Below are 23,160 nucleotides of genomic sequence, written 5' to 3'. Positions count from 1 at the left end.
GCTTGCCCCGGCGACTGCTGACCTACCTCATCACCCTGGTGGTGCTGGGGTTCGTCGTCGCCGTGAACCGGCCGATGATGGCCGCCGCGAACGAGGCCTACCGCGAGTTCACCATCAACCGGCAGTCCTACAAGCAGAAGTACGGCCACTGGTCGCGCCTGCACGTGCCGGACGGCTTCAAGGTGAACGCGATCCACGCCGCGCTGCTGCACACCGGCAAGGTGCTGATCATCGCGGGCAGCGGCAACAACCGGGAGGCGTTCGAGGCGGGCTCCTTCCGGACCGTGCTGTACGACCCGGCCACCGACCGCTTCACCGACGTGCCGACGCCGACCGACGTCTTCTGTGCCGGCCACACCTTCCTGGGCAACGGGAACGTGCTGGTGGCGGGGGGTACGAAGTCGTACGAGCGGCTGGCCAAGGACATCACCCACGCCGCCGGCGTCATGAAGCTGAAGAACGAGTCCCCCAACGGAAGCCCCCGCCTGTTCCGTAAGGGCACGGTCATTATGTCCGAAAAGGGCGAGAGATATCGGACGCGAGCCGATGTCACGCTCAAGCCGGCCATGGCGATGAAGCACGGCCCCACGACAATGATCCACGCCTCCGAGGTCGAGGTCTGGGTCGACGCCGAAAAACCCGGCAACGCACCGATCGTCCGAAAACCCGCGCAATACAAGGTGGCCGGACTGACCGGCGACGACCAGCGCAACATCTACGGCCTGGCCGACAAGATCACCCGGGAGAAGCAGGAGTACGGCGGTGACAAGACCTCGTACGAGTTCGACCCCCGCACCGAGCGTTACGTGCGCGTCGGCGACATGGTCAAGCACCGCTGGTACCCGACGCTGACCGAGATGCCCGACGGCAACGTGCTCGCCGTCTCCGGTCTCGACGAGTTCGGCCGCCTGCTGCCCGGCGACAACGAGCGCTACCTGGTGAGCCGGCGCAAGTGGGAGGCCACGCCGCAGCTCAAACGCCAGTTCCCCACCTATCCGGCGTTCCACATGATGGACGACGGGCGGTTGTTCTACTCCGGGTCCAACTCCGGCTACGGCAGTGACAAGATCGGCCGTACGCCCGGGATCTGGGACCTGACCCGGAACTCCTTCCGTGACGTTCCCGGCCTGCGCAACCCGCGGATGACCGAGACCAGCTCGTCGGTGCTGCTCCCGCCGGCCCAGCGGCAGCGGGTGATGATCTTCGGTGGGGGCGGGATCGGCGAGTCGCCGGTGTCGACCGCGCGGACCGACATCGTCGACCTCAACCAGCCCGATCCGGTCTACCGTCCGGGGCCCGACCTGCCCGAGCCGGTGCGCTATCTGAACGCGGTGATCCTGCCCGACGACGGCGTCTTCACCACCGGCGGCTCGTCCGGCTACCGCGGCGGCCCGTACCGGGGGGAGACGCGCAGCGACCTGTTCAATTCGCAGATCTACCGGCCGGACTCGAACAAGTTCGAGAAGGCGGCCGATTCGAAGGTCGGCCGCAACTACCACTCCGAGGCGATCCTGCTCCCGGACGGCCGGGTGATCACGCTGGGCAGCGATCCGCTGTACGACGAGAGCGGGCGCAATCCGGGCTCGTTCGAGAAGCGGATCGAGGTCTACAGCCCGCCGTACCTCTTCAAGGGCGACAAGAAGGACCGGCCGGTGATCACGAGCGGGCCGAGCGAGGTGTCGCGAGGCTCGGTGATCTACTTCCCGACGCCGGACGCCGGGCGCGCGGTGTCGGCCCGGATGATCCGGCCCAGCGCGGTCACCCACGTGCTCGACGTGGACCAGCGGTCGGTCGCCCTGCCGATGGTCCGGCGGCCGAACGGGGTGACGCTGACCTTCCCGAAGCGCCGAGGCCTGATGCCGTCCGGGTGGTACATGCTGTTCCTGGTCGACGACCGAGGTGTGCCGTCGGTGGCGCGCTGGGTACAGGTGCGCTGATGCGACGCCGATATGTACTTTTTGCAGCCTTTGTCATCGCGGCCGGGATCGCCACCCCCATGGCGATCAGCGCGGCCCGGACCGACCCGGCGCCGGACGCCGTCCAGAACGAAGAACATTGGAACGGCCGGCTCACCGGTCAGGCCCTCTACGTCGACCCCACGGGGGCGGCGGCCAACGAGGTACGGGCCCTGGAAACGGCCGGCCGCACCGCCGACGCCCGGATCATCCGCCGCATCGCCGACCGGCCCACCGCGACCTGGTTCGCCGACGCCGCCCCGGGCTACGCCGACCGGGCCCGTCAACTGGTGGCCGATGCCGGGCGGGCCGGGAAGCTGCCGGTGCTGACGCTCTACCACATCCCCAACCGGGACTGCTCCGGTCATTCGGCGGGCGGGGCGCCCGACGCCGCCGCGTACCGGCAGTGGATCTCGTCGCTGGCCTCGGCGCTGCGCGGCCGGCGCTCGGTGGTGGTGCTCGAGCCGGACGCGGTGGCCCAGACCGTGCGCGGCTGCCTCGACAGCAAGGCCGCGGCCGAGCGGTTGGGGCTGCTCAGCCAGGCCGTGGCAACGCTGCGGGCCAACCCCGGAACGCTGGTCTATCTCGACGCCGGCAACCCGACCTGGATCCGCAAGCCGGCGCAGATGAGCGCCGCGCTGCGCCGTGCGGGCGTACAGCGGGCCAGTGGTTTCGCCCTGAACGTGGCGAACTTCGAGCGGACCGCCGACAACATCCGGTACGGGACGTCGCTGTCGAAGCAGCTGCAGGGCGCGCACTTCGTGATCGACACCAGCCGCAACGGCAACGGCCCGGCCAAGGTGGGCGCGGGTGATCACCACTGGTGCAACCCGGCCGGCCGCAAACTGGGCGAGGCGCCGACCACCCGGACCGGGCAGGCGCTCGTCGACGCGTACCTCTGGGTCAAGCGACCGGGAGAATCGGACGGCGCCTGCTCCCCCGGAGCCCCGCCGGCCGGGCAGTGGTGGTACGAGTACGCGCGGGCGCTGGCATCATGACCGCGTGACGCTGATCGACCTCGTGCCCCCGGAAGTGATCGCCGTCGAGGCGTTCGGCGACCTCCCCGGCGAGGCCCCGTTCCCCGGCGAGGAGCAGCTGATCGCGCGGGCCACCGAGGGCCGGCGCCGCGAGTTCATCACCGGCCGCCGCAGTGCCCGCGAGGCGCTGCGGCGGCTCGGCTTCCCACCCGCGCCGATCCTGACCGGCCCGAAGAGGCAGCCACTGTGGCCGGACGGGGTGGTCGGCAGCATCACCCACTGCACCGGTTATCGCGCGGCGGCGGTCGCCCTGGCCACGAAGGTCGCGTCCGTCGGCATCGACGCCGAGCCCCACGCCGCCCTCCCGCCCGAGGTCCTGCCCGGGGTCACGCTGCCCGAGGAGCGCGAGATGCTGGCCGGGCTGGGCGACGGCGTCCATTGGGACCGGCTGCTGTTCAGCGCCAAGGAGTCGATCTACAAGGCGTGGTTCCCGCTGACCGGGCGCTGGCTCGGCTTCGACGAGGCCATTCTCCAGATCGACCCGGCGGTACGGACGTTCACCGGCCGCCCGCTCGTCGCGGACTCCCCCGTCGCCGAGTTCCGCGGCCGCTACACGATCGAACGGGATCTTGTCATCACCGCGGTGACGGTAGGGTCCCTCGCGTGATCGCGGTGCAGTGCTCCCGCTTCGGCGGCCCTCTCGAACTCGTCGATGTCGACGAGCCCGTTCCCGGCCCGGGACAACTGCTGGTCGAGGTGAGCGCGGCCGGCCTGAACTTCGCCGACACCAGCCGCATCGCCGGCAGCTACCAGCCCACGCCGTCGCTGCCGTTCGTGCCGGGCACCGAGGTCGTCGGCCGCACCGCCGGCGGGCGCCGGGTCATGGCGACCACCTTCGACGGTGGCGGCTTCGCGGCCCGGGCCGTGGTCGCGGCGGCGGACGCGGTCGACGTTCCCGAGGGGGTCGGCGACGCCGAGGCGCTCGCGCTGCTCGTCCAGGGCCTGACCGCCTGGCACGTGCTGCGCAGCAGCGCCCGCGTCCAGCCCGGCGAGACCGTGGTGGTCAACGCGGCCGCCGGCGGCGTCGGCTCCCTGGCCGTGCAGCTGGCCCGGCACTTCGGCGCCGGCCGCGTCATCGGGACGGCCTCGACCGAGGCCAAGCGCGATCTGGTGCTCGCGCTGGGGGCCGATGTCGCGGTCTCCGGGGAACCCGAGGGGTACGCGGAAAGGATCGCCGCGGCCAATCACGGCCGCCCGGTGGACGTCGTCCTCGAATCGATCGGCGGCCCGGTCTTCGACGCCGGCCTCGAGGTCCTCGGCACCTTCGGCCGGCTCGTGACCTTCGGCAACGCCTCCCGGCAGGGCCGCCGCCCGGTCGACCCGGCCACCCTGGCCGACCGCAACCTCACCGTCGCCGGCTTCTGGCTGCGCCCCGCCCTCGCGACCCCCGGCGCCTACCGCGGGCCCCTCGCCGAGATGCTCACCCTGGTCGCCGCGGGCCGGCTACGCCCCCTGGTCGAGGCCGCCTACCCCCTGGCGGACGTGCGCCGAGCCGTGGCGGACCTGATCGCCCGCCACACCACCGGCAAGGTCACGTTGAAGCTGTAGCCGGCCCCCGGCGCCGCGAGGGCCAGGGCGGGGAAGACGCACACCTTCATGGTCGCCGCCGACTGCGACGCCGCGTCGCCAAGCATTCCGGCGCCGGGCAGTCGACTCTCCACCTGGATCTGGACGACGAGCGGTTGGTGATCGTGGTGACCGACGACGGTGCCGGCGGCGCCGACGAGTCCCGCGGCACCGGTCTGAGCGGCATCCGCCACCGAGTCGCCGCGTTCGACGGCAACCTGTCCCGTCCAGCCCGGCCGGCGGTCCGACGGTGCTGACCATCCGGCTGCCCTGCACGGTCGAGGCCGATCCGCTGTGAACCGGAGGCGGCCGTGCGGGTCGTGATCGTAGAGGACCACGTGCTGCTGGCCGAGGGTCTGCGGCTGATGCTCGAGCTTGAGGGGGCGACGGTCGTGGCGGTGCTGCATACCGCCGAGGAGTTCCTGGCCACCATCGGTGAGCACGCCCCGGACGTCACCATCACCGACGTACGGCTGCCGCCCGCCTTCAGCGACGAGGGTGTCCGGGCCGCCGCCGAGGCTAGGCGCCGATGGCCCGGTCTGCCGGTGCTGGTGCTGTCCCAGTACGTCGAGCACGTCTACTCCGCCGAGCTGCTCGCCGAGGGCGCCGGCGGGGTCGGCTACCTGCTCAAGGACCGGGTGTCCCGAGTGGATGAGTTCCTCGACGCTCTGCGCCGGGTGGCGGCCGGCGGCACCGCGATCGACCCGGAGGTTCGACCTGCCCCCGGACGACAGCGCACACCGCCGGGTACGCGCCGTCCTGACGTTCCTGAGCTCCTGACGGCGGCCGATCTCACCAAGGATGTGCGACCGCCTTTCATCGTGGTCAGAATGCGGATGAACCGCGAAACCCGTTCTTGCCTATCGGACGTAGTGGCGCAGCCGCACAGACTCGCCGCGCGGGCCGGTCCAGTCGGCGGTCGTCGTGCGCGTGTAACGCCATCCAGTGCTCTCGTAAAACGCGACCGCTGAAGAATTCGGCTGGTCCACCACGTTGAGAATGAGCCGGCCGCCGGCCCAGATGCCGACGTGATCAAGCATGGCCCGGGCAACACCGAGGCGCCGGGCCGCGGGCGCCACGAACAACCGTGTGACCTCCCGGCCGTTCTGTACAGCGACGTGCCCGACGATGAGACCGGGCGAGCTCGTGGCCACCCACGCCTGGTCGAATTCCGGCCGGTCCAGCCAGGCCGCGGGATCGGCCGGCCACTTCGTCGGGTAGCCGTTGACCGAGCGCACGTCACGCAGCACGCTCACACACTGATCGAGGTCCTCCGACCGCCGAGCTCTGATGGTCAAAGGCCAGACAGCCAGATCCGTCACCCCGACATCATGCTGCATGACAGACCGGCAAGTGATGGCAGCGGCCCACGACCGGTGCGAGCCTGGTCAGGTGGACGACGCCCGTCGTGCCGGCCTTGGCCGTTCGTCTGCACGGAGAGTGACGGGCAGATCCGGCACCCTGAACTCGCGGATGACACCGCACATTCGCTCGCCACAGCGGTGCTGCGCGATCGCTCACGGCAGGGATGTCCAGTGGGCGTCGGCGAAGTCGGGCCAGCCGCCCTCGAAGCGACGTAGGAGGATGCCTTCGCGCAGGCCCCAAGGGCTGATGCGGAGCGAGGTCAGGCCGAGGCCGCGCATGACCTCGTCGGCGACGATCGAGCCGGCCACGATCTGGCCGGCTCGATGGGCGGAGACGCCGGGGAGTTTCGCGCGGCGCTTGGCCGGCATGGCGGCCAGCCGGTCGGGCCACGGACGCAGGCGGCTCCGGTGCAGGCGGCGGGCGATGGAGGGGCCGCGGCGCAGGGCGGGCGCGCCGGTCAGGCGGGCCAGCTGCTGGAAGGTCTTGGAGGCGGCGACCGCGGTCGACCGGGCCTCCCACGACGTGCCGGCGAGCGCCCGGTGCACCTCGGCCCGGACGTGCCGGCGCAGGTCCCGGGTGGCCCCGCGGGCCGACGACCCACCGCCGCGCAGGAACCGGCGGGTCAGGACACGGGCCCCCAGATCGAGCGAAACCGCCCAGTCGGGCTTCACGTCGTAGCCGAAGGCCAGCTCGAGCGAGCCGCCGCCGATGTCGGCCACCAGCAGCGGTTGACCACACCGGCCGGCCCAGCGGCGGGCGGCCAGGAACGTCGCCTCGGCATCCTCCACCCCGCTGAGCGTGCCGAGCCGGACGCCGGTGGCCGCGGCCACGTGATCGATCACGTCGGCCCGGTCCGGCGCGTCCCGGATCACCGCGGTGGCGTACGGCAGGAACTCCTCGACACCCGCCCGGCGCGCCTCGTCGACGGCCCGGTCCACCGCGTCGATCAGCCGCCGCCGGCCCGCCGGGCCGAGCCGGCCGTCCTTGCGCAGGTCGGCCGCGAGATAGCTGTGCGCCTTCCACGAGGTCCACGCGCCGGGCTCCGAGCCGGGGGCGCCGATCAAGAGATTGACTGTGCTGGATCCCACGTCGAGCACTGCCGCCCGCATGCGCTGCCTCCCGTCGGAAGCGGCAGTTACCACGCGGGGGCCGCCCTAAACCCACCCATCGGCGGCGGCCCGGCGTTCCGTCGGGTTTTGCGGCGGTCCGCCGGGGAAATTCTGATCACATGGAGCCGAACAGTCTGACCGAACCCCAGCCGATCGCCCACGTCACCGCCGGCATGACAGTGGTCGACCCCGCCGGCGACCGGGTGGGCTCGGTGACCGCAGTCCAGCCCGCCGGCACCGACGTCCGCCCCGACACGGTGGCCGGCATCGCCGAAAGCCTGATGATCACCGGCTACCTGCGCATCGACGGCACCGGCGCCCTCTCCAACGACGTCTACGCGGGCGCCGACCAGCTCGCCGCCGGGGTCGAGGGCGACAGCGACGTGGTCACCCTCCGGGTGCCGGCCGGCGAACTCCACCGCGCGGCCAGCTAGCTCCTCGGCGGCGCCTACGCGATCCAGGGCGGCGCGCTCCCCCTGGATCGCGCGACGACGCCGCCGAGGCCGTACCGCGCTCGCCGAGCTCGGTCATCCTGCCGTCGTGCGCCGCACGTCATTCCGCCGCCTCGTGTGGGCGCACTGCCCACCGCTATCGCGCCTACCTCGACGCAGTCGGCTCACCCCGGGCCCACGCCGTCAGCGGCAGGTGGCGCGGACCCCCGCGCTCGGCGGGCCGCAGGTGGGGGCCGCGGGTAACGTGTCAGGAATGCGCGTTCTTGTGGTGGGTGGGCACGGGAAGGTGGCGCGGCTTCTGCTGCCGCTGCTGGACGAGGCGACGGCGGTGTTCCGGAACGCCGATCACACGGCAGAGGTGGCAGCGACGGGCGCCGAGCCGGTGGTCTTCGATGTGGAGCAGGCGAGCGTCGGGGAGATGGCCGCGCTGTTCGCGGGGCACGACGCGGTGGTCTGGTCGGCCGGGGCGGGTGGGGGCAACCCTGAGCGGACGTACGCGGTGGATCGGGACGCGGCGATCCGGTCGATGGACGCGGCGCAGCAAGCGGGAGTGGGCCGCTATGTGATGGTGTCCTACTTCGGCGCTGGCCTGGATCATGGGGTGTCGCCGGAGAACGGCTTCTACGCCTACGCGCAGGCCAAGGCCGAGGCCGACGCCCACCTGCGGGCGTCGTCGCTGAGCTGGACGATCCTCGGGCCGAGCGCGCTGACCGACGAGGCCGGGACGGGCCGGATCGAGACGGCCGAGCAGGGGTCCACTTCTGGTTCGGTATCGCGGGCCGACGTGGCGGCGGTCGTGGCCGAGGTGCTGGGCGAGCCGTCCACCGTGGGCCGCACCATCAACTTCAACAACGGCGCGACACCGATCGCCGAGGCCGTCCGCCTGCTCTAGGAGATGACGCCACCGCCGGCACGATCGCCAGGCCAGGCGGAACGCCCACCACAGCGATCACCACTCGCCGCCCACCCGATCGCCGGGCCAGCCGGAACGACCACCACTCGCGCCAGGCCAGGGGGAATGACCACCGCGGCGATCACCACTCGCTGTCGACGGCGGGGGCGCTCCACCAATGCGGGTCGGGCTCGCGGGTGGGGGCCGGCGGTGACGCCTCGACGCGCGGCGGCGGTGACGGCCGGGTGGCCGGTGGCGCGGGGTGCTGCGCGGGGGCCGGGGTTGTGCTCGGGCGGGACTGATACGGCGGGATCATCGCCTGGCCGCGGACCGCGGGCGCCAACGAGCGGGACTGGTAGGGCGGGACCATCGCCTGGGCGCGGGCCGTCGGCGCGGGAGCCGGCGGGTAGGCGACGGCGCCTGCTCGGGGAACCGCGGCCGAGCGGTAGGCGGGCTCGATCGCGCGGGCGCGGGTGGGTGGGCGCCAGATCGGTGGGGCGCCCCACCAGATGACCTTTTCGCCGATCGGGCGGACCCAGGCCGGGACCTCGGGGGCGGGAAGCGCGGCCCGGACCGACTGGGCCAGGGCGGGCTGGAAGGTGTCCTCCGGCTTGGCCGTGACGTGGGTGGCGGGGGCGGTGGCCAGGACCACGGCCGCGCAGACGGTGGCCACGCCGGCGAGGACGGCCGGGAGCAGCCAGCCCTCGCGGACGGTGTCGCCCAGGAAAGCCATGGCCACCACCGAGGGGGCGCAGACCTCGGCCGTCCAGTGGATCGCGGTGACCGGGCCGACGTCACCGTGCTGCAGGGCGTGGGCGTAGAGCATCATGCCGGTCGCGGCAAAGGTGAGCAGGGCGAACGTGAGCGGCTCGGTGACGATGGCCAGGGCCGTCTGGCCGCCGCTGAGGCCCTCGGGCACCGGCAGGGAGCGGCCGATCAGGGCGGCGCCGCCGAGCGAGAGACCGGCGAAGGCGGCGATCAGCCCGCCCGGCGCCTGCACCTTGGCCGCGCCCCAGCCGACCAGCACCATGACCATCGCGGCCGCGCAGAGGGCGAAGCGGAGCTCGTCGCTGGTGTGCACGTCGTCCTGCGGGCCGGCCGACAGGGCCAGGAAGCTCAGCGACGCGATGGTCACGACCACCGCCACCGAGTCGCGTTTGCGCAGGCGGCAGCCGAGAGCGAAGCGGGCCACGAGCACGGTGATGGCGAGCGAGCCGGCCAGGATGGACTCGACGACGTAGACGGCGAGCTCGCGCAGCGCGATCATCGCGCCGATCCAGGCCAGGATGTCGAAGAGCAGGCCGAGCATGTAGAGCGGGTGGGCCATGGTCCGCACGGTGCCGACGCTGCGGCGGGCGCCGACGGCCTGCAGGATCGAGGCGGTCGCGTAGCAGAGCGAGCCGAAAACCGTGATGCCGAGCGCGAACCATCCGGCGGAGGTCATCGGGTCCACCTCCATCCGCCCTCGGCGACAGTGACGCTTCGTATCCGAGCCATCACGCTCTGATAATATGCGTCTCAGCAGCGCCGCGCGAGACTTCGAGCTCGATCAATTACAGATCGACCCGGACCAGCGGCCTTCCCGCGTACGTCTCGACCTCGACCGAGACCAGGTCGGCCGGGGCGACCAGAGCGCTGCCGTCCACCGTGGTGCCACCCGTGGCCGCCGCCTCGGAGACCAGCCAGCTGCCGGCGAGTTGCCGGTCGCCGCCCGAGCCGACGACGTAGAGGCGGCACTGCTCACCGGCTGGGATGCCGGCCACGCTGGCGCTCAGGCGCACCCAGCCGGCCGCCGGCTTCACCGTGACGTTCATGCTGACCCCGGTCGCGGCGTTGGTCGCGGCCCCCGAGACCGGCGGGGCGGCCGAGGCCGGCGGCGGCTGGGGCGATGCGGCGGCCGCGACGGCCGCGGGTGCGGTGCTCCGGCCGGCCCAGGCCCCACCGCCCAGGGCGGCGATCGCCGCCAGGGCCGCCGCCAGCGTCCACACGAGACGGCGGTTCCGCTCGCGGCGGTTCCCTTCATCTCGTACCTGCGCGAGAGTGCGTTGCAGCAGGAGCTCGCCCCCCGGAGGTGGCCCGTCGAGGAAGGCCTCGGGCGGCACCTCGCCCAGCAGCTCCTCCGTGGCCCGCAGCTCGCCCACCTCGCGCCGGCAGTCCTCGCAGCCCTCGACGTGGGCGTGGACCGCGGCCCACTCGTCGTCGTCGAGCACCCCCAGCGCGTACGCGCCCAGTTGATCGGTCTCGTGCCCGCTCATGCCGTGACCCCGCGCAGCCGCCGCAGCGCCTGATAGCTGCGGACCTTGACCGTCTCGGCCGGCACGCCCAGCGACGCCGCCGCCTCCTTGACGTTGCGGCCCTGGAAGTAGAGGGCGTCGAGCACCTCGCGCTCCTCCGGGGGCAGCTCCTCGACGGCGCGCAGCATCTCCATCGAGCCGGTCGGCGGCGGGGTGGCCTGCGGGCGGGCCCGCAGCCGGTCGACGGCCAGATCACGCGCCATCCGGAAGAGCGCGGCCCGGCCGTCGTCGAAGGCGGCCCGGGCCAGCGTCTCCTGCACGACCTGGGCGCCCTGCGTGTGGTCGCCGAGCAGCCGCGACGCGTACGCCAGAAGCGCCGCGCCGTGCTCGGTGAAGAGCCGCCGCACCAGCACTTCGCCGGCGGCGAGGTCGCGCCGGCTCACTCCCCCACCCGCAGCACCGAGATGGTGTGGTCCTTGCCGTTGGAGACGTACGCCAGCTTGCCGTCGGCCGCGACCGAGATCGTGCGCGGGCTGCCGCCGACCTTGACCGTGGCCGTCACGGCGCCGGAGTCCGTGTTCAGCACCGAGATCGTGTTGTCGCCCTCGTTGACCACGTACGCGTGCTTGCCGTCGGCCGACACACCGACGCTCTGCGGCTGGCGCCCGACCTTGAACGGCCCGGTGCGCTTGAGCGTGTTCGCGTCGATCAGGTCGGCCGAGTCGGCGTCGAACCCGGCGACGAGCACGACCCGCCCGTCCGGCGAGGCGGCGATGCTGTGCGGCGCCTTGCTGACCGCGATCGTCTTGATCAGCGTCATGGTCCGCATGTCGATCACGGAGACCAGATTGGACTCGTGGTTGGCCGTGAAGGCGCGGTTGAGGTCGGGCGAGAAGCCAACCGCGTGCGGGTTGGGCGGCAGCACGATGTCGCCGGTCAGCTCCAGGCTGCCGCTCTTGAAGATCTGCACCCGGCCCTCGCTGTGGATGGGCACCCAGAGCGCGCCGTCCGGGCCGACCGACAACGTGTACGGCTGAATGCCGGTGGCCAGGTAGCGCACGACCTTGCGGGTCCGCGCGTCGACCACCGCCACGCCGCTGCCGGTGCGCTTGTCGTCCTCGTACATGGAGACGAAGACGAGGCGGCCGTCGCGCGAGGTCGTGGCGAAGCGGGGCGTGTTGCGCAGCTGCACCGAGGTGACCTTGCGGGTGGCCGCATCCATGACCGAGAGGACGTGCGAATTCTGGTTCGCCACATACACCGTGCGGCTGTCGGGCGAGACGGCCATGCCCTCGGGCTCGGTGCCGACCGGGACGGTGGCCACGACCTTGGGCGTGGCCAGGCTTTTCACCCGCGCGCCGAGCGGCACCCGGGTGACCTGCGGCGTGACGGCGGACCCGAACGACTCGACCGCCTCGGGCTCGGTGGTGGGCTCGGCGGCCACGGTGCGGCTCGGGGTGCCACTGTTGAGCAGAGCCATCGCGACGCCGGCCCCGCCCAGCACGACCAGCGTGGTGAGGATCGCGACCAGCACGGTCGTGCCGATCTGGCGGCGCGGCGGCGGGGGCGGCGGGGGCAGCACGGTGACCCGGGCCGGGCCGTAGCCGCCGAAGCCGGGCACGCCGTCGTAGGTCCGGACGACGGTCGGCTCGGACGGCCCGCTCGTCATCGGCACCGCGGCCGCGACCTGGCCGGTGACCCGGACCTCGGCCCAGCCGGCCGGGCCGCGCACGGTGACCGAGCCGTCCAGCCAGTCCGACCGGGGCAGCCACATGATGCGCAGCTGGCGGTCGGTCAGCATGGCCCGCAGGCCGGGGCCGGAGACGGTGACCGTGGCGCCGGCGACGGCCAGCGGCGGGCCCTCGACCCGCACGTCGGCCACCAGCCGGGGCGTCTCGGCCGCGACCACGCCGAAGTCGACGCGCTCGGGCTCGAGGCGCATGGCCGTACGCTCCAGGGCCGCGGCCGCCGCGGCGGAGACGGCGCGGCTGTCGTCGTCCATCATCGCCTGGATGGCCTGGCGCGCGGCGGAAGCGCTCGCCAGGTCGGCGCCCCAGGCGAGCTTGACCAGCTCGTCCACCGCGGACAGCCTGCTCTCCCGGATCGGGCTCCCGATCTCGGACAGCACACTCGGCGGCAGGTGATCTTCACTCATAGTGTCCCCGCGATCATCATGCTGTGACGACGGGTAGTTTTGGAAGAGACGGAGCGAAGTTGGCACCTGTTTCGAGATGCGTTGTTCTAGTTGAGCTGCCAGATGGCGAGGTTCAGCGCGCTCGCGTAGGTGACCCAGACCCAGTACGGGAGCAGGAGCAACGCGGCCCCGCGGCGGACCCGCCAGAACGCGACGACGGTGGCGCCGATCAGCAGCCACAGCACGACGATGTCGGCGAAGGCCAGCCCGTATTGGCCGGCGCCGAAGAACAGCGGCGTCCAGATCGCATTGAGCACCAGCTGGGCCGAGTAGAGCCAGATCGGCATGGTGAAACCGGCCCGTTGCCAGGCCAGCCAGCCGGCCAGCGCGATCATCACGTAGAGGACCGTCCAGACCGGCCCGAACAACCAGGACGGGGGCGCCCAGGCGGGCTGCTCCAGACCCTGGTACTCGGCCGACGTGCCGGAGACGCCGAGGCCGCCGATCGCGGCGGCGACGAAGACGGCCAGCCCGAAACCGAGCAGGGCCCACCAGCGGTGAGTGGTGTGCGGGCTTCGGGCGGCGTACGACATAAGCCCGGAATGCCCGCGTCCCGGCAGGTGAAACGCCTTATGAAAAGGCGCGGCGGCTCTTAGCGGATTTTGAGAAACCGCTCCTAGAGTCGAGAGATGCGAACTGATGCGGGTGCGCGGTGATGGAAGTCCTGCGGCCCGACGACGCTGATCAGACGCCCGCCGAGCCGCCCCCGCGGCGGCCCCGGCCGAAGATCAGCGGCCGCCGGCTGCTGATCGGCGTGGCGGTCGTGTGGGCGGTGGCGATCACCGCAGTCGTGATCTTCCGCGGTGAAAAGGCCCCGGAGGCGGCACCCTCAAGACCGGCCCCCTCAGCATCCGCCTCCCAGGGCCCGCTCACCGTGACCGAGGTCTATCAGGCCCTGCGGCCCTCGGTCGTGCTGATCAAGGCGACTGGCGGGGGCGAGGGCGCCGACAGCGGCACCGGGTTCATCATCAACGCCGACGGGACCATCCTCACCGCGTACCACGTGGTCGAGGGAGCCAAGAGCATCCAGATCTCGTACGCCGACGGCAGCGAGACGGCCGCCCAGCTCGCGACCTCCTCCCCGGCCCAGGACATCGCCACCCTGACCCCGGCCGAGCTGCCCGAGACGGTGGTGCCGGCGGTGCTCGGCGGCGGCTCCGCGGTCGGCGACGACGTGGTCGCCATCGGCAACCCGCTCGGTCTGACCGCGACCACCACCAGCGGCGTCGTCTCCGGTCTGGAGCGCACCCTCGCCCGTGACCGGGGTGGCGACATCGCCGGGCTCATCCAGTTCGACGCGGCGGTCAACCCGGGCAGCTCGGGCGGCCCGCTGATCAACACGCAGGGCCAGGTCGTCGGGGTCGTGGTGGCGCTCGCCAACCCGACCGACGCCGGCACCTTCATCGGCATCGGCTTCGCCGTGCCCATCGGGGCCGCGCTCGGCGCCGGCGAGGGCGACGGACAGGCACCACCCCTATGACACCTAGGACGGACGCATGAACCAGCCGGCCCGCGGCCCCTACAACTGGACCGACGCCCCGGCCGCCTCGGCCGGGCCGATCGAGAAGGTGCTCTACGAGGTCAAGAAGACCATCGTGGGGCAGGACCTCCTGCTCGAGCGGCTCATCGTGGCCCTGCTGGCCCGCGGCCACATCCTGGTCGAGGGCGTGCCCGGGCTGGCCAAGACGCTGGCCGTCAAGTCCCTCGCGGAGGCGATCGGCGGCGACTTCCACCGGGTGCAGTTCACCCCCGACCTGGTGCCGGCCGACATCGTCGGCACCCGCGTCTACCACCAGCCCACCGGCGAGTTCCAGGTGCAGCTGGGCCCGGTCTTCACCAACCTGCTGCTGGCCGACGAGATCAACCGCGCCCCGGCCAAGGTGCAGTCGGCGCTGCTCGAAGTGATGCAGGAGCGGCAGGTCACCATCGGCCGCGAGACCCACAAGGTGCCCAACCCGTTCCTGGTCATGGCCACCCAGAACCCGATCGAGACCGAGGGCACCTATCCGCTGCCCGAGGCCCAGGTCGACCGCTTCATGATGAAGGTCCTGGTCGGCTATCCCAGCCCGACCGAGGAGTTCGTGGTCGTCGAGCGGTCGCTGACCCGGGCCGCGGTCATTCAGAAGATCATCGACCCCGAGACGCTGATCGGGCTCCAGGAACAGGCCGACCAGGTGTACGTCGACCCGTCGCTGATCGAGTTCGCCGTCTCGCTCGCCCACGCCAGCCGCGACCCGGGCCGGGCCGGTCTGACCGACCTCGCCCGCTACGTGACCTTCGGGGCCAGCCCCCGGTCGTCGATCAGCCTGGTGCTGGCGGCCCGGGCGCTGGCCTTCATCCGGGGCCGCGAGTACGTCGTACCGGAAGATCTGACCGACCTGGCCCTCGATGTCATGCGGCACCGCATGGTGCTGTCCTACGAGGCGCTGTCCGACGAGGTCACGCCCGACCTGATCCTCTCCAAGATCCTGGCCAACGTGGCGATCCCGGAGCCCGCCGGGCGGGGCCGGTAGGCATGACCACCCCACCGGACAGGCTGCTGCGGCGCCTCGAGTGGCGGCTCGGGCGCCGCCTCGACGGGCGGCTGCAGGGCGCGTACCGCACGGTGTGGCACGGCGCCGGCATCGACTTCACCGATCTGCGGGCCTACACCGCCGAGGACGACGTCCGGCACATCGACTGGAACGTCACGGCCCGGCTCGACGAGCCGTTCGTCCGGCAGTACACCGAGGACCGGGAGCTGACCGCCTGGCTGGTGGTCGACCGGTCGGCCTCGATGAAGTTCGGGCGCGGGGCGGGCAAGGAGTCGGTGGCCGCCGAGCTGGCCATCGCGCTGGCCCGGCTCGTGTCGCAGGGCGGCAACCGGGTCGGCGCGATCCTGTTCGACAATGAGTCTCGCGAGGTCATTCCACCCCGCCCGGGCCGAGACCAGATTTTGCGGATCACGCGTTCGCTGACGACGGTCCCCCCGAAGTCCGCTCACATAACTGACTTGTCCGAAATGTTTCGGCTGGCGGCGACCACGACGTCGCGGCGGCGCAGCCTGGTCTTCGTGATGTCGGACTTCATCGGCGAGCCGGGCTGGGACCGGTCGCTGGCCATGCTCACCCACCGGCACGAGGTGGTGGTGATCCGCGTGGTCGACCCGTCCGAGCTCGACCTGCCCGACGTCGGCCTGATCCTCGTCGAGGACGCCGAGACCGGCGAACAACTGCTGGTCGACACGAGCGACCCGCTGCTTCGCGGCCGCCTCGCCACCCAGGTCGGCGCCCGCGAGGACGAGGTGGCCGAGGGCATGCGCAAGGCCGGCGTGGCCGCCCACCGGGTCACCACCGATCAGGACATGCTCTCCGCGCTGATCGAGATGGTCCGCAAGTCCGGACGGGGACGCCGATGAGCCTCCACCGCGTGCCCGATGCGATCGACGCGGCTCGCCGCCCGGGGCGGAGGCGCTCATGAGCTTTCTCTATCCGCTGGTGCTGATCGCCGCGGTGGTGGTCACGGCGGCAGCGGTCTGGGGCTACGTGACGCTGCAGCGCCGGCGGACCGCCGCCCTGCAGGCGGCCGGCTTCGGCGCCCTGGCCGGCGGCGCCTCACGCCGCGCGGCGGTTCGGCGCCACTTGCCGTACGGGCTGTTGCTCCTGGCCCTGCCGCTTTTGATCGCGGGTCTGGCCCGGCCGCAGGCCGAGCTCAGCGTGCCGCACGTGTCGGGGACGGTGCTGCTGGCCTTCGACGTCTCGAACAGCATGCGGGCCACCGACGTCAGCCCGTCCCGGCTCGGCGCGGCCCAGCAGGCGGCCAAGGACTTCGTCGAGGACCAGCCGGGCACGGTCGACGTCGGCGTGCTCGTCTTCGGCGACCAGGCGCTGCTCACCCAGGCCCCGACCGACGACCACAACGCCGCCGTGGCCGCCATCGGCCGGCTCTCGGCCAGCGGCGGCACCTCGCTCGGCCAGGCCATCCTGGTCGGCCTGGGCACCATCACCGGCAAGCCGGTCAGCCTGCCCGAGGAGGGCGCGGCCGCACCCGAGCTGGGCTACTGGCCGTCAGCCACGATCGTGGTCTTCTCCGACGGGCAGGAGACCGGTGGCCCCGACGTCGAGGCCGCGGCCGAGCTGGCGGCGGCCGCGGGCGTCCGCATCCAGACCGTCGGCGTGGGCACGGCCAAGGGCGCGACCGTCGAGGTCGACGGCTTCCAGCTCGGCACCCGGCTCGACGAGCAGACCCTCACCACGATCTCGCAGGTCACCGGGGGCGCGTACCACCCGGCCGGTGACGCGGCGGCGGTGGCCGACACGACCAAGTCGATCGACCTGCGCCTGACCGCCAAGAAGGAGCCGGTCGAGCTGACCGCGCCGTTCGCCGGCGCCGCGCTGCTGCTGCTCATGCTCGGCGCGCTGCTGGGCACCCGCTGGCACGGAAGGATCGTCTGATGTCGTTCAGCTGGCCGTGGGCGCTGCTGGCGCTGCTGGCCGTGCCGCTGCTGCTGGCGGCCCGCTGGTGGCTGAACCGGCGCCGCAAACGAACCGCCGTCACCGTCTCCAGCGTCGCCGTGATCCGGGCCGCGCTCCCGGGCCGTACCTCCTGGAAGCGCAAGCTCCCGGCCTGGCTCTTCCTGGCCGGCTTCCTGCCGCTCGCGGTCGGGCTGGCCCGGCCCCAGGCGACCCTGTCCGTGCCCTCCAACAGCACGTCGATCCTGCTGGCGATCGACGTGTCGGGCTCGATGTGCTCGACCGACGTGGAGCCCAACCGCTTCACCGTCGCCACCGACGCCGCCCGCGAGTTCATCAAGGCCCAGCAGGACGGCACCCGGATCGGGCTGGTCGCCTTCTCCGGCATCGCCGGGCTGCTGGTCGCCCCCACCACCGACAAGGACTCGCTGATCGACGCGATCGGCACCCTGAAGACCGCCCGCGGCACGGCCATCGGCCAGGCCATCCTCACGTCGATCGACGCCATCGCCGAGACCAACCCGAACGTCGCCAAGACCGGCGCCGACCTGGCCCCGGCGGCGCCGGCCCAGCCCGGCGACTACGAGCCGGACACCATCGTCGTGCTCACCGACGGCTCCAACACCACCGGCGTCGACCCGGTGACCGCGGCCGAGCAGGCGGCGGCCCGCAAGGTCCGCGTCTTCACCATCGGCTTCGGCACGACCACGCCGGCCCCGATGGTCTGCACGGCCGACCAGATCGGCGGCGACTCCCCGTTCGGCGGCGGCCGCTTCGGTGGTGGCGGTGGCCGGGGCGGCTTCCGCAATCAGGAGATCGACGAGGACGCCCTGACCAAGGTGGCCGACGTGACCGGCGCGAAGTATTTCCGGGCCGAGGACGCGGATCAACTGGTGGACGTGCTGACCGACCTGCCCCGCGAATTCAACCTGCGCAAGCAGGAGGTCGAGGTCACCGCCTGGTTCGTGCTGGCCGGGGCATTGTTGGTGTTCGCCGGGGTGGGCCTTTCTCTCTGGTGGAACAGGGTGCCGTTGCCGAAGAGGTGACCCGCTGTCATGCCGACCGGCCGGGACTCCGCCCGGCTCGTCGCTGATCGCTTCCGAAATATCACTCTGCGTGTTGTCGACGTGCACATCCACAGAAACGGCTTAGCTGTCGGACAGCGAATCTTTCGGCTTCGGTCCATAGCTTTTCCGTGTGCAGAAAACAACTCAGGTATTCGTCGACTCGACCGGCCGCCGAAAGCGCCTGGTCGGCGTGCTCGGCTTTTTCGTGGCCCTTTTCGCCATCCTTTACATGGCGGTCGTGGGCGCGAGTGTCGTCCAGGCATCCGACTCCGGCCTTTCCACCAAGGCCACGGTGTCCACGTCCGCGACCGCCTCGGCGTCATCGACCAGCTGACTGTCCACGGAGTTGTCCACAGGCGCGATCAGCCGGTGAACTTGGTGAAGAGCGACGTGAAGGCGTACCCGGTCTGGGCGGTGCCGGAGCACGTGGCGCTGACGGACGTGGCTGCCGGCCTGGTCGAGGGCCGCTTCGTACTGCGCGGCCAGCGCATCCGTCGACGAGCAGGCGGTCTCGAGGTAGGTGCCGTCGGCGCCACCGGTGGAGACGATCGGGGTGCCGCCGAGTGCGGTGATCTCGGCGATGCCGGCGGCGACCGTGCTGTCGTTCAGGGCGGTCGACCCGCCCCAGGTGGCGGTGCACGAGCCGGAACTGCCGGCCACGACGAAGGCCGGCGCGAACGGTTTCTGGCCAGTCGCCGACGCGATGGCGCTGATGTCGGCCGTCCCGCTGACGATGTCGATGTAGGGCGCGACGACAGGCTGAACGGCAAAAGAAGCGTTCCGCAAAAGGCGGGCACACCCGGCTCGTACGCTGAATCGTGTCTGTCGAAACGTTGAAGGAGACGCCCGTTCGGCGGCGTATTCGCGTGCCTCAGCCGCGGTGGGTCCTGCTCGCGATCGTGCTCGGCCTGTTCGCCAGCATCCTGCTCGTGAACGGACTCGTGACCGGCGAGTTCACCCAGGACGGCGCGGCGGAGTCGACCTCGCAGACCGACGAGGTGCCGGACGCGGCGCGGGGCGGCGGGCCGGTCATCCAGACCGACGGCACCACCACGACCACGGTGACCGTGCCCGACAACAAGATCGTGCTGACCTTCGACGACGGGCCGAGCCCGGAGTACACCCCGGAGATCCTGAAGGTCCTCGACAAGTACGACGTACCGGGTGTCTTCTTCCAGATCGGCTCCGAGATCAGCCGGTATCCGTCGATCACCCGGCAGGTCAAGGAGGCCGGGCACGAGATCGGCATCCACACGTTCACCCACCCGGAGATGTCGACCAAGTCGCGGTGGCGGCGGGACGTCGAGATGTCGGAGACCCAGTTCGCCCTCTCCGGCGCCGCCGACATCTCCAGCGTGATCTTCCGGCCGCCCTATTCGTCGACCGTCGCCGCGCTGGACAACCCGACCTGGTCGGTGATGGCCGAGATGGGCGAGAAGGGCTACCTGACGGTGGTCAACGATCTCGACAGCAAGGACTGGGAGCCGGGCACCACGACGCAGGACATCATCGACGCCGTGCTGCCCGACGATGGCGCGGGGGCCATCCTGCTGTTCCACGACGGCGGCGGGGACCGGTCGAAGACGGCGACCGCGCTCGAGTCGGTGATCCCGTACCTGAAGAACGAGGGCTACTCGTTCACCACGATCAAGGCGCTGACCGGGATGTCGACGGTCAACCCGAAGGCCACCACGGGCGAACGGGTCTACGGGCTCGGGATCGTCGGCGCGGTGCAGTTCGCGCAGAAGATCACCGACTGGTTCGCCGCGCTGCTGCTGGTGCTGGGCGTCCTGATGATCGCCCGGATGTTGTTGATGTTGTGGCTCGCGCGGAAGCACGCGAGGCGGGCCCGCAGCGGCGAGCCGTACGAGAAGCCGGTGACCGTGCTCGTGCCCGCGTACAACGAGAAGGAGATGATCGCCGACACCCTCCGCTCGCTGGCCGGCAGCACCCACCCGATCCGGATCATCGTGATCGACGACGGCTCGACCGACGGCACGGCGGCGATCGCCGAATCGCTCGGGCACGCCAACGTGACCGTGGTCCGGCAACCCAACGGCGGCAAGCCGGCCGCGCTGAACAACGGCATCGCGCACGCCGGCACCGAGGTCGTCGTGATGATGGACGGCGACACGGTCTTCGAGCCGGAGACGGTGGCCCTGCTGGTGCAGCCATTCGCCGACGCCGGCATCGGCGCCGTCGCCGGCAACGCCAAGGTGGCCAACCGCAGGGGCATGATCCCGCTCTGGCAGCACATCGAGTACGTGGTCGGCTTCAGCATCGACCGCCGCGCGTACGACATCATGCAGTGCATGGCGACCGTGCCCGGGGCCATCGGCGCGTTCCGGCGCGAGGCACTGGAGCAGGTCAACGGTCTGAGCGAGGACACACTGGCCGAGGACACGGATCTGACCATCGCCATCATCCGGGCCGGCTGGCGGGTGGTGTACGAGGACCGGTCGCGCGCCTGGACCGAGGCCCCGGCCACCATGGCCCAGCTGTGGAAGCAGCGCTACCGCTGGAGTTACGGCACCATGCAGGCGATGTGGAAGCACCGCCGGGCGCTGTTCGAACGCGGCCCGGGCGGCAAGTTCGGCCGGCGGGGCCTGCTCAACCTGGCTCTCTTCCAGACGCTGATGCCGCTGCTGTCGCCGCTGATCGACGTGTTCCTGATCTACGGCCTGATCTTCCTGGACCCGCTGCTGACCCTGGCCGCCTGGCTCGGCGTGCTCCTGCTCCAGCTGGTCAGCACCATGTACGCGTTCAAGCTGGACAAGGAATCATGGCGGCCGCTGTGGCGGATGCCGTTGCAGCAGTTCGTCTATCGCCAGCTCATGTATCTCGTGCTGATCCAGTCGATGTTGTCGGCCGTGCGCGGCATCCGGCTCGGCTGGCAGAAGCTGCGGCGCACCGGCGGGCTGAACGCCCTGATCGGCCAGCAGCTGCCGACCGGGGACGCCCCGCCGCACAGCTGAGCCGTGCGGCGAGACGATGGACCCGCTGGTGGCGCTCAGGAGACGGCGGGCTTCAGGACGTCCAGGCACCACTGGCGGAACGCGGTCGGGGTGCGGGTGCGGGGCGTGCCCGGGGGCACGGTGTCCAGGCCCTCGTTCTTGGCCAGGGCCATGTCGAGGAAGGCCTGGGCCATCGGCTCGGAGCTGCCGAAGCGCTGCATGTTGGCCTTGAAGACGTCGGGTGGGGTCTGCTCGTAGCGGACCGGGCGGCCGAGCACGCCGGCGATGACGGCCGCCATCTCGGTCCAGGTCAGGTCGTCGGGGCCGAGGACCGGGACCTCCTCGAAGCCGGTCCAGCCGTCGTCGAGCAGCAGCCGGGCCGCGACGGCGGCGATGTCGCGGGTGGCGACGGAGGGCATGGGGCGGTCGGGGACGTACGGGCCGCGGAGGATCCCCGTCTCGGCCAGCGGGCCGGCCTGGCGCAGGATGTTGTCCATGAAGGACGGCATGGTCAGGGCCCGGTACGGCACACCGGCGCCGGCGATCAGGTCGTCCAGGGCGAGCGAGCCGGTGACGTGCCCGGCCCGGCCGGCCACGGGGGTGCCGCGGCCGAGGGCGGAGATGCCGACCACGCGGCCGGCGGTGCGCAGGGATCCCAGCACCGGCTGGGTGAAGCCGGAGTAGGCGGCGTCGACGCCGGGCGCCTTCGGGTCGGCCATGACCAGCCAGAAGACCGCGTCGGCACCGGCGAGGGCGGCCGCCGCGACGGCCGGGTCGCCGTGCGAGCCCTGGACGATGTCGGCCCGCTCGGCGACGCCGGGGGCGAGCCGGGCCGGGTCGCGGGCGATCACGCGGACCGGCGCGCCGGCGTCGAGCAGGTTCTGAAGCACCTGGCCACCGATCTGGCCGGTGGGAGCAGTAACAACGATCATGCGTTGAGTCAACGCGGGCCGGCCGGAAACCGGAAAGACCGGCTCCGTCCGGATTGATACCGTGGCGGTATGAGTGATCTGGAGACGCGGCAGCTCCGCTACTTCGTGGCGGTGGCCGAGGAGCAGCACTTCGGGCGGGCGGCCGAGCGGCTCGGCATGGCCCAGCCGCCGCTGTCGCGGGCCATCCGGGAGCTGGAGCGCCAGCTCGGCGTGCAGCTGCTGGTCCGCACCACCCGCCAGGTCGCGCTCACCCCGGCCGGCGAGACCCTGCTGGCCGACGCCCGGGTCGCCCTGGACGCGGTCGCCGCGGCCCAGCGCCGGGCCCGCCGGGCCGGGCAGCCCACGCGGACGCTGCGGTTGGCCTTGAAGGCCGACTACGACGCGGGGCTGCTGCCCCGGATCCTCGACGCCTACGACGTGATGCCGGTCGAGCTGCTGCTGGGCGGGCGCGGCGAGCAGGTGCCGGCCCTGCACGACGGGCGGGCCGACGTGGTGATGCTGCCGGGCCCGTTCGACGAGCGCGGCCTGGACACCGAGGATCTGGTGACCGGTCCGAGCATGGTCGCGCTGGCCGCGGCCGATCCGCTGGCCGCGCGCACCACCCTCACGCTGGCCGATCTGCGGGGCAAGAAGCTTCCGGACGGATCCGACGCGCAGAACGGCCGCATGGTCACCCCGCTCGCGAGGCCCTTCGACCTGTCCCAGATCTTCAACCTGGTCGAGGTGAGCGGTGTCGTCTGGTTCCTGCCGGAGTGGGTGGCCCGGCGCTTCCCCCGGCCGAACACCGCCTTCCGCCCGGTGGAGGACCTGCCGCCGGTGAGCCTCAAGGTGGCCTGGCCGGCCGAGTCCCGCTCGCTCGAGGTGGCGGCGTTCGTCCGGGTCGCCCGGGAGATCGCCCAGACCCCCGAGGCGGCGCTCCTCGGAGGCTGATCGGCCGAGCACACCGCGGCGG

The 23,160-nt window shown here is 71.8% G+C and carries 24 protein-coding genes; 15 read left to right on the top strand and 9 right to left on the bottom strand.

Annotated features, from left to right (window positions below; all coding sequences use genetic code 11):
* Positions 1-2: 2 nt before the first annotated feature.
* The 6 genes from AB0J66_RS39235 (at position 3) to AB0J66_RS39210 (ending at position 5,529) form a co-directional block, all read left to right on the top strand.
* Positions 3-1,937: a galactose oxidase early set domain-containing protein gene (locus tag AB0J66_RS39235; protein ID WP_364672158.1), complete on the top strand. Its 1,935-nt coding sequence runs from the start codon at positions 3-5 to the stop codon at positions 1,935-1,937.
* Entirely contained in the window at positions 1,937-2,953 is a 1,017-nt protein-coding gene (locus tag AB0J66_RS39230; protein WP_364672157.1) for a glycoside hydrolase family 6 protein, read from the top strand. Before AB0J66_RS39235 ends, AB0J66_RS39230 begins: the two co-directional genes overlap by 1 nt.
* A 4-nt stretch (positions 2,954-2,957) precedes the next feature.
* Positions 2,958-3,599 carry a 4'-phosphopantetheinyl transferase superfamily protein gene (locus AB0J66_RS39225; protein ID WP_364672156.1) on the top strand — a complete coding sequence of 214 codons (642 nt, stop codon included), beginning with the start codon at positions 2,958-2,960 and terminating at the stop codon, positions 3,597-3,599.
* Positions 3,596-4,540 (top strand): zinc-binding dehydrogenase, encoded by a 945-nt coding sequence (locus AB0J66_RS39220; RefSeq protein WP_364672154.1) that lies wholly within the window; start codon positions 3,596-3,598, stop codon positions 4,538-4,540. Before AB0J66_RS39225 ends, AB0J66_RS39220 begins: the two co-directional genes overlap by 4 nt.
* A gap of 146 nt (positions 4,541-4,686) precedes the next feature.
* Positions 4,687-4,815: a hypothetical protein gene (locus AB0J66_RS39215; RefSeq protein ID WP_364672153.1), complete on the top strand. Its 129-nt coding sequence runs from the start codon at positions 4,687-4,689 to the stop codon at positions 4,813-4,815.
* A 54-nt stretch (positions 4,816-4,869) separates the two neighbouring features.
* Positions 4,870-5,529: a response regulator transcription factor gene (locus AB0J66_RS39210; protein ID WP_364672152.1), complete on the top strand. Its 660-nt coding sequence runs from the start codon at positions 4,870-4,872 to the stop codon at positions 5,527-5,529.
* Here the strand turns inward: AB0J66_RS39210 and AB0J66_RS39205 are convergent.
* Positions 5,419-5,898 carry a GNAT family N-acetyltransferase gene (locus AB0J66_RS39205; protein WP_364672150.1) on the bottom strand — a complete coding sequence of 160 codons (480 nt, stop codon included), beginning with the start codon at positions 5,896-5,898 and terminating at the stop codon, positions 5,419-5,421. The two genes, AB0J66_RS39210 and AB0J66_RS39205, sit on opposite strands and share 111 nt — an antisense overlap.
* Before the next feature lie 177 nt (positions 5,899-6,075).
* Entirely contained in the window at positions 6,076-7,032 is a 957-nt protein-coding gene (locus AB0J66_RS39200; RefSeq protein WP_364672148.1) for a Ppx/GppA family phosphatase, read from the bottom strand.
* Between the two features lie 119 nt (positions 7,033-7,151).
* On the opposite strand from AB0J66_RS39200, the gene AB0J66_RS39195 reads away from it, so the two are divergent.
* Both AB0J66_RS39195 and AB0J66_RS39190 read left to right on the top strand, forming a co-directional pair.
* Positions 7,152-7,466, top strand: a complete 315-nt coding sequence (locus AB0J66_RS39195) for a hypothetical protein (RefSeq protein ID WP_364672146.1) — start codon at positions 7,152-7,154, stop codon at positions 7,464-7,466.
* A gap of 271 nt (positions 7,467-7,737) precedes the next feature.
* Complete coding sequence (locus AB0J66_RS39190; protein WP_364672145.1) at positions 7,738-8,376, top strand: SDR family oxidoreductase; 639 nt, start codon at positions 7,738-7,740, stop codon at positions 8,374-8,376.
* A 142-nt stretch (positions 8,377-8,518) separates the two neighbouring features.
* Here AB0J66_RS39190 and AB0J66_RS39185 read toward each other — a convergent pair whose 3' ends face one another.
* The 5 genes from AB0J66_RS39185 to AB0J66_RS39165 form a co-directional block, all read right to left on the bottom strand.
* The gene (locus AB0J66_RS39185) at positions 8,519-9,820 is read right to left on the bottom strand and encodes a hypothetical protein (RefSeq protein WP_364672143.1); all 1,302 of its coding nucleotides are present in this window, start codon (positions 9,818-9,820) and stop codon (positions 8,519-8,521) included.
* Positions 9,821-9,929: 109 nt separating this feature from the next.
* Positions 9,930-10,631, bottom strand: a complete 702-nt coding sequence (locus tag AB0J66_RS39180; protein WP_364672141.1) for a zf-HC2 domain-containing protein — start codon at positions 10,629-10,631, stop codon at positions 9,930-9,932.
* On the bottom strand, positions 10,628-11,053 hold the full coding sequence (locus AB0J66_RS39175) for a sigma factor-like helix-turn-helix DNA-binding protein (RefSeq protein ID WP_364672140.1): 426 nt from the start codon (positions 11,051-11,053) through the stop codon (positions 10,628-10,630). The genes AB0J66_RS39180 and AB0J66_RS39175 overlap by 4 nt, the downstream gene beginning before the upstream one ends.
* A complete protein-coding gene (locus AB0J66_RS39170; RefSeq protein ID WP_364672138.1) occupies positions 11,050-12,765 on the bottom strand; it encodes a YncE family protein in 1,716 nt (571 codons plus the stop codon). The genes AB0J66_RS39175 and AB0J66_RS39170 overlap by 4 nt, the downstream gene beginning before the upstream one ends.
* A gap of 86 nt (positions 12,766-12,851) precedes the next feature.
* Positions 12,852-13,337 (bottom strand): TspO/MBR family protein, encoded by a 486-nt coding sequence (locus AB0J66_RS39165; protein WP_364672137.1) that lies wholly within the window; start codon positions 13,335-13,337, stop codon positions 12,852-12,854.
* A 122-nt stretch (positions 13,338-13,459) separates the two neighbouring features.
* Between AB0J66_RS39165 and AB0J66_RS39160 the strand changes: the two genes are divergently transcribed.
* Genes AB0J66_RS39160 through AB0J66_RS39140 form a run of 5 tightly spaced genes read left to right on the top strand, consistent with a single transcriptional unit; the run spans position 13,460 to position 18,301 of the window.
* Positions 13,460-14,284 (top strand): trypsin-like peptidase domain-containing protein, encoded by an 825-nt coding sequence (locus tag AB0J66_RS39160; RefSeq protein ID WP_364672135.1) that lies wholly within the window; start codon positions 13,460-13,462, stop codon positions 14,282-14,284.
* Between the two features lie 16 nt (positions 14,285-14,300).
* Entirely contained in the window at positions 14,301-15,317 is a 1,017-nt protein-coding gene (locus tag AB0J66_RS39155) for an AAA family ATPase (RefSeq protein ID WP_364672134.1), read from the top strand.
* Positions 15,318-15,319: 2 nt separating this feature from the next.
* A complete protein-coding gene (locus AB0J66_RS39150; RefSeq protein WP_364672132.1) occupies positions 15,320-16,201 on the top strand; it encodes a DUF58 domain-containing protein in 882 nt (293 codons plus the stop codon).
* A gap of 58 nt (positions 16,202-16,259) precedes the next feature.
* Positions 16,260-17,237, top strand: coding sequence for a VWA domain-containing protein (locus AB0J66_RS39145; protein WP_364672131.1), 978 nt, complete (start codon positions 16,260-16,262; stop codon positions 17,235-17,237).
* The gene (locus AB0J66_RS39140; RefSeq protein WP_364672129.1) at positions 17,237-18,301 is read left to right on the top strand and encodes a VWA domain-containing protein; all 1,065 of its coding nucleotides are present in this window, start codon (positions 17,237-17,239) and stop codon (positions 18,299-18,301) included. Before AB0J66_RS39145 ends, AB0J66_RS39140 begins: the two co-directional genes overlap by 1 nt.
* Positions 18,302-18,547: 246 nt before the next feature.
* On the opposite strand, the gene AB0J66_RS39135 is transcribed toward AB0J66_RS39140, so the two are convergent.
* The gene (locus tag AB0J66_RS39135; protein WP_364672128.1) at positions 18,548-19,108 is read right to left on the bottom strand and encodes a hypothetical protein; all 561 of its coding nucleotides are present in this window, start codon (positions 19,106-19,108) and stop codon (positions 18,548-18,550) included.
* 80 nt (positions 19,109-19,188) lie between these two features.
* Here AB0J66_RS39135 and AB0J66_RS39130 point away from each other — a divergent pair, with 80 nt between their 5' ends.
* Positions 19,189-21,297: a bifunctional polysaccharide deacetylase/glycosyltransferase family 2 protein gene (locus tag AB0J66_RS39130; protein WP_364672127.1), complete on the top strand. Its 2,109-nt coding sequence runs from the start codon at positions 19,189-19,191 to the stop codon at positions 21,295-21,297.
* Between the two features lie 35 nt (positions 21,298-21,332).
* On the opposite strand, the gene AB0J66_RS39125 is transcribed toward AB0J66_RS39130, so the two are convergent.
* A complete protein-coding gene (locus AB0J66_RS39125) occupies positions 21,333-22,208 on the bottom strand; it encodes an NAD(P)H-binding protein (RefSeq protein ID WP_364672126.1) in 876 nt (291 codons plus the stop codon).
* A gap of 69 nt (positions 22,209-22,277) precedes the next feature.
* Here AB0J66_RS39125 and AB0J66_RS39120 point away from each other — a divergent pair, with 69 nt between their 5' ends.
* The gene (locus AB0J66_RS39120; protein ID WP_364672125.1) at positions 22,278-23,138 is read left to right on the top strand and encodes a LysR family transcriptional regulator; all 861 of its coding nucleotides are present in this window, start codon (positions 22,278-22,280) and stop codon (positions 23,136-23,138) included.
* The last annotated feature ends 22 nt before the right edge of the window (positions 23,139-23,160 follow it).

This window comes from Actinoplanes sp. NPDC049598 (genome assembly GCF_040675435.1).
Taxonomy (GTDB): Bacteria; Actinomycetota; Actinomycetes; order Mycobacteriales; family Micromonosporaceae; genus Actinoplanes.
This window is presented reverse-complemented; position numbering and strand designations above follow the sequence as displayed.